We start from the raw sequence: 6305 nt of genomic DNA on the forward strand, positions 1-6305 counted from the left end.
ATTTGCCTGGATATTTGCCTGGGTATTTGCCTGGGTATTTGCCTGGATATTTGCCTGGATATTTGCCTGGATATTTGCCTGGATACTTGCCGGAATATTTGCCGGAATATTTGCAGAGATTGTCGGCACAATTTCCTCCTGGGGAGGCGGCTGGGTTAGGCCAGGTAAGTTAGGGTCATGGCTGATTTGTAAAGTTTTAGAGGCGAAATTCCTTTCATGGGCGAATGTCCGTTCGCGCTTACTCTGCGATCGCCCCCGTAATAAATTCTTAACTCTGATCCACAATTCATCCGGGTCAATGGGATTAAAAATCACCTCATCCACACAAGCCGAATGCTGCCAATGCTTTACGGGGTTTTCGCGAATCGCCCTTGCGCGATTGACAATTAATAAAACCGGCAAAAACTCTGGCTGAACCAATTGCTTTTTGGTGGCAATCCATGCTTGTGCTTCTGACAAAGCCAGTTCATCAATAATGCACAAGTCAAAATTCATATCCCTGAGAAATTCCTGCACATCTCCCACTCGATTGATGGAGATTTTGTCAACCGATGTAACATTAATTTGATTTGAATTAACACTTAAATTAAAACCTAGATTACTTCTCGCTGAATCAGGAAAATTAATCGTCAAGTAACTCGACAATTTTTGTTGAATCTGTGCAGTTTTTTTCCCCAAAAGTAAAATCTTCATTACTTTGCTTTTTTATAAAAATGGCTGCGTTTTTCAAACGTTTACCAAAAATACTATTCATCAAAATTTCAATCTATTGTGGTCGATTTATTCGTTTTATTTATCTCTTTTTCAGGAAAAGATATTTTTTCTTTATAGCAACCATTTGTTTGACATAAAAGATTTTTGAAGTTCCCAGCCGTCGATAGTATTTTTAGTATTGATTCATTTTAAGGCAAATTGATCCTTATTGTTACCTGTTTGGATCAAAAATTCACAAAATTCACCCTTGCAGGGAACAGGTCCCATGTCCTGACAACTGGGACTACATCTTTTCTTGGCTGATTTGTTAAGGATTTTTGATATATTCGCCGATAAGCCAGCACATATACTCAGCAGCTTCTTCCGAGCAAAGAGGACGTGAAGCCGCCACATCGGGCGATCGCTTAACAGCGACGGAGCATCGCCAGTAAGTCAATAATTTGATTAATTGCTTGGCGAACCACCGTTCGCGAGTTGTCAGAATTATTTAAGATGATGGCAAATACCAAAGGATCGTAGTCCGGTAAGGTGATATATCCGGCTAAAGAGGAAATCCCACTCATCCCCCCACTTTTGGCTTGAACCATGATTTGTTCGCGCAGCGTTGCGGATGCAACATCGTTAGAAAGTCGGCGTACCGGCAGGGAGTCCCGGTAGAGGTTAGCCCGAGGCGAGACGGCCATCACGCGCAAAGTCTGGATTAAGGCTTCGGGGCTGATTAAATTATGCCGAGATAGCCCGGAACCATCCGCTAACCTATAGCTGTCTGGGTTAACCCCGCTTTGCGCGAGGGTGGCTGTCACTACGGCTAAACCAGCATCAGCACTGGAGTCTGTCTTTTGACGATTGTTCGGAGGAATGCTCACACCCAAATGTCGTAAGATCGCTTCGGCGTAGAGATTATTACTGGTTTGGTTGACCTCTTTCACCAGTTCAGAGAGTGGCGGGGATTCGATCGCGGCTAATTCTGTGCTGAGGTTATGGCTGGAGTTGGCTAGACTCTGGGTCGATAACTGTGTTTTATTCACAGAAATGCCTGCGGCGATTAATGCTTCGCGGAATTTCGCTAAAAAGCGATCGCCGGGATCGACCACGGCGGCGTACACGGGTTCTGGAGCCGACCCAACCCTTAACTGACCGGAAACTCGGATAACGGTTTGACGTAGGTCACGCCCGACTTCCACAAATTCTGCTTCACCTATATCTACGGTAACAGAATTATTTTCTAATTGCCACTTATTCCGTTCCTGGGAATCTAGCAATGTCACCTGTAAGGGTTCACCAACTTTTTGGGGTGAAAGCAGTAAATCGATCGCATTTTGATTAAAAATTAAACTGTTGACGCTAGTGCCGTAACCCGCCTGAACATCCTCCCATTCCCAGTTAGAGTTAATCGGCGCACCTTGAAAGTATGCATCTTCGGCGATCAGTTGGTCAATTTGGGTAATGCCGCGATCGCGCAACTGTTTTGCTAAGGCCGCTAATTGGGGTTGGGCAATACTCGGATCTCCCCGTCCCACCAGTCGCACCGATGCCACATTGCCATTCTGGGTGCCATAAACCGAGGTGCGAATCCGAAAATTAGGATCTAAAGCTTCTAACGCCGCTGCGGTAGTCAGGAGTTTGGCCGTTGATGCGGGGATAAAATATTTATTCGCTTCTAAGGCATATAAAGTTTCCCCCGGTTGGTTGGGGGAAAGAGTGGCGATCTTAATGCCCCAGCGCGATCGCTCAAACTCTCGACGATTAACAATCTCATCGATTTTTGCCGGTAATTCAGCGGCACAAATTCCCTCAGACCCACGAGTATTGGCATCATTGCTTTGCGCTTTCAAAGGAAAGCCTAACAAGAAAATACTTGCGACTAGCAAAGACACCAGATAAGCATAATTTTTTTTCACTTGGCAAATCCTCTCATTATATTTACAATATTTACAATATTTACAATATTCTTTAGGGGCAAAGCATTTCCGCAGTAAATCTTTGGTTTTCACCCATAACTTAGCGGCGGAAATGCTTCGCCCTTACAATAATATTCTGCGGAAATGGTTCGCTTTGATAATATTTATTCATATAAAATAACCATATTTTACTTTTTTATAACTCTTTTTCTGCTTGGTTTTTGGCATCTTTCGCCGGTTTATAGTTGGGGGCATAAAAAAGGGCTTTGTCATAAGAAGCGATCGCTTCTTCATATATTTGCAATTTAAATAAGTAGGTGAACATAATTATTGCACTTTTCGTTCCCCGCCGATAGGCTTTGGATTCCCGCATATAGGAAGGAGAGAGAAGAGAGAAGAGAGGAGAGAGAATATCTTTACTATTTACTCTTTACTCTTTACTATTTCCTCTTTTCTTCTCATGGGGTCTGTGGTGGATTTATTTCTGCCCGTCTACTTAAAACTTCTCCTTGACCTTGCAAAGCCTTATATAGTTGTTGGTTGTTAGTTATTGATTATTGGTTATTGGTTGCTTGTTGCTGGCAAACCGAACAACAAACAAAGAATCCCTACCCAAAAAACAAAGAATCCCTACCCAACAAACAAAGAATCCCCAACCAACAAACAACAAACAACAAACAAGGAACAACAAATAACAAATAACAAGTAAAGTTAATTTAAAGTGGCGATAACTTTGACATTATATTCCGCTTCAAACACCGCTTTCTTTTGGTCTAAACTCCAAAGTTCCAGAACGCAATCATCTTTGCGGTCTTTGGGTTGGAGTTTTAGGGTTAGTTCGGCGGTGTTGCGATTATATTCACAGTCTAAAGAGGCGATCGCGCCGATTTGACGCCGATCCAGGGCAGCCGCCAACCGCAACATCGCGCTGAGTTGTTTCACCAATTTCCGGTCGTCTTTATTAGTCAGACTTTGATAATTTTCATGTTTCTTTTTCGGCGCACTTTTGCGGTGATACCGGGCGATATTGGCCATAATTTCTAAATCGGTTTCATTAAAACCCAATAGTTCACCGTGGCGAATTAAATAATAAGAATGTTTATGGTGGGCATCATGGCTGACATAGACCCCAGAGTTATGTAAAATTGCCGCTGCCCAAAGCAGTTCTCGGGCATTTAATCCCCACTGATGTAATATCCCTTGGGTCTGGTCAAATAACGAGAGGGCAAATTGGGCGATCCGTTCGCTGGAATCCAGATTAACTCGGTATTTTTGGGCAATTTTCAGCACGCTGCGTTCCCGCACCGCACTTTGGTAGCGGAGTTTATTTTCAATTAACCCATGAGTTAGCATCCAATCCACAATCACCCCTTCTCGTAAAGCCCGCGAACAAAGGGTTAGAGAATCGATGCCTAACATAGACATGGCTTCTTGGAGAATTAACGCCCCGGCAATAATAATTTCCGATCGCCGGTCAGACATTCCCGGTACAGCCGCCCGTTCTGAGTTAGAAAGCTTCCGCAAGCGATTGATCAATGCTTGTAAATCAGCGAAACTGATTTGATAACCCGTCAGGGGTGAGGGAGCTTGTCCCAGGGTTTGATAAGCATGAATTTCTGCCAAAGTTTCAATGGTGCCAGAAGTGCCCACCATGCGGGGCTTTTCTCCGGGTTTCAGGTTGGCTTTTAACTCACCCACCGCCCGTTCGAGCATCCCCCGAATATAAGCTTGTAAAACGTTAAACTCAGAATTGCTAATCGGGTCAGTGGTGACAAATTCTCCCGTCAAACGCACTGCCCCCACTTTGGTGCTACTGAGAAACCGAGGTTCATCCCCATCCCCCAGAATCAGTTCGGTGGAACCGCCACCAATATCGATCATAATATGGGGTTGATTTTGTAACTCCATGCCAGAGAGAACCCCCAAATAGATGCGGCGGGCTTCTTCTTGGCCAGAAATTAAGTCAACGTGCAAGTTGAGGGTATGGTGAATTTTTTGTAAGAATTCTCGACCGTTGGGGGCTTCGCGCACTGCTGAGGTGGCTACGGCAATGATTTGTTCCACGTTGAGACTACGGGCAATTTCTTGGAACCGCTGCAAGGTGGCGATCGCCCGTACCATGATTTCCGGTTTTAAATTCCCAGTTTCCAGGTCGCGATCGCCCAAACGAACCGTTTCTTTTTCGCGATCGATAATCGTGAATGCTGGCAGGGTGGTATTAATTTGCACCACCACCATGTGCAGGGAATTAGTGCCAAGATCAACTGCTGCAATAATGCGGTCTTCCCCTTGCTCTTTTCCCAGAGTTGCCTCTAGGGTTGCAGGTTGCCGCGAAATTGACTGAACCATTGCCATTCCTCCAAAACTCAAAACTAACGATATCCTATTTAATGAGAAAAGTATTTCATTGTTTATTTATTTGTTGATTCAATGGTCAGTTCACCACAACCTCAACTTGAAACCATCCCGGCAAAAGTGATTCGGCTGCTGAGATGGGATAAACCTGCGGGACGCTTAATTTTAATGATTCCGGCACTTTGGGCTGTGTTTTTAGCCGCCCACGGTCATCCAGAATTTCCCCTAGTGGCGGTGATTATCATTGGCACTTTTGCCACCAGCGCCGCTGGTTGTGTGATTAATGACCTGTGGGATCGAGATATCGACCCCCAAGTAGAACGAACCCGCGATCGCCCCCTCGCGTCCCGGGCGCTGACCGTCAGAACTGGGATCGCGATCGCCCTAATTGCCTTAGTTTGCGCCGCCATCTTAGCCCTTTATCTCAATTCTCTCAGCTTTTGGCTTTGTGTCGCTGCGGTCCCGGTGATTGTCGTATATCCTCTCGCCAAGCGGATTTTTCCCATCCCTCAACTGGTGCTCTCGATCGCTTGGGGATTTGCCGTACTCATTTGCTGGACTGCTGCGGTAGCCAAGTTAGAAACTGCCACCTGGATTTTATGGGGGGCAACGGTACTCTGGACATTAGGCTTTGACACCGTTTATGCTATGGCCGACCGGGACGACGATCGCCGCTTAGGGATCAACTCCAGCGCCCTATTTTTTGGCCAATGGGTTACAGAAGCGATCGCGGTCTTCTTTATCGGCACCGCTGCCTTATTAGCTTGGGTCGGGGTCGTCATGGAATTAAACCTCGGTTTCTGGATATCCTGGGGCATAGCAATTATTATCTGGGGTTGGGAATACTTCCAACTCCGTAAAAATGACTTACCCAAACCTGTTTACGGTCAAATCTTTGGCCAAAATGTTTGGATTGGATTTATATTACTTGCCGGAATGATTACCGGCATTTTAATATAAATGTCAACAGAAACCGGGTTTCTTAGAAAGCATTCCACCGTTAACTCCTGATATTCACCACATAAACCCGGTTTCTTATTCTCATTCCCCCGTTAACTGCTGATATTCACCATAGAAACCAGGTTTCTTAAATATAAATATATGAACACAACCCAAAAAACCGAAAATATTGCCCACAAAACTGCCCACCAAACTGCCTACAAAAAATGTCATCACTGTGAAGGGAAAGGATACATAGAAATTCGGGATTGCAGCGCCGAAGTGCAAAGGGAAGAAACCTGCTCCTTTTGTCAAGGAACCGGCGAAATAGAAATCATTAATCCCGAAAAAAATCAACCGGAAAACTTCTAATAAGAGGGTGTAGGGTGTAGGGTG

Annotated in this window: 7 protein-coding genes; 2 read left to right on the forward strand and 5 right to left on the reverse strand. The window is 44.9% G+C overall.

Annotation, left to right across the window (positions count from 1 at the left end; genetic code table 11):
* The 5 genes from AM228_RS34345 to AM228_RS17280 all read right to left on the reverse strand — a co-directional run.
* The coding region (locus AM228_RS34345; RefSeq protein ID WP_369817757.1) for a hypothetical protein at nt 1-693 on the reverse strand (693 nt) is incomplete at its 3' end.
* 328 nt (nt 694-1021) lie between these two features.
* Nucleotides 1022-1150, reverse strand: coding sequence for a hypothetical protein (locus tag AM228_RS36255; protein ID WP_255353217.1), 129 nt, complete (start codon nt 1148-1150; stop codon nt 1022-1024).
* Nucleotides 1119-2615, reverse strand: a complete 1497-nt coding sequence (gene dacB, locus AM228_RS17275) for a D-alanyl-D-alanine carboxypeptidase/D-alanyl-D-alanine-endopeptidase (protein ID WP_072160817.1) — start codon at nt 2613-2615, stop codon at nt 1119-1121. The genes AM228_RS36255 and dacB overlap by 32 nt, the downstream gene beginning before the upstream one ends.
* A 196-nt stretch (nt 2616-2811) precedes the next feature.
* Nucleotides 2812-2940, reverse strand: a complete 129-nt coding sequence (locus AM228_RS36260; RefSeq protein ID WP_255353218.1) for a hypothetical protein — start codon at nt 2938-2940, stop codon at nt 2812-2814.
* 386 nt (nt 2941-3326) lie between these two features.
* Nucleotides 3327-4964, reverse strand: a complete 1638-nt coding sequence (locus AM228_RS17280) for a Ppx/GppA phosphatase family protein (protein WP_054467485.1) — start codon at nt 4962-4964, stop codon at nt 3327-3329.
* Nucleotides 4965-5045: 81 nt separating this feature from the next.
* On the opposite strand from AM228_RS17280, the gene AM228_RS17285 reads away from it, so the two are divergent.
* On the forward strand, nt 5046-5930 hold the full coding sequence (locus AM228_RS17285) for a 4-hydroxybenzoate solanesyltransferase (protein ID WP_054467487.1): 885 nt from the start codon (nt 5046-5048) through the stop codon (nt 5928-5930).
* Between the two features lie 141 nt (nt 5931-6071).
* The gene (locus AM228_RS17290; RefSeq protein WP_197285335.1) at nt 6072-6281 is read left to right on the forward strand and encodes a hypothetical protein; all 210 of its coding nucleotides are present in this window, start codon (nt 6072-6074) and stop codon (nt 6279-6281) included.
* Nucleotides 6282-6305: the final 24 nt, after the last annotated feature.

Source organism: Planktothricoides sp. SR001 (assembly GCF_001276715.1).
Taxonomy (GTDB): domain Bacteria; phylum Cyanobacteriota; class Cyanobacteriia; order Cyanobacteriales; family Laspinemataceae; genus Planktothricoides; species Planktothricoides raciborskii.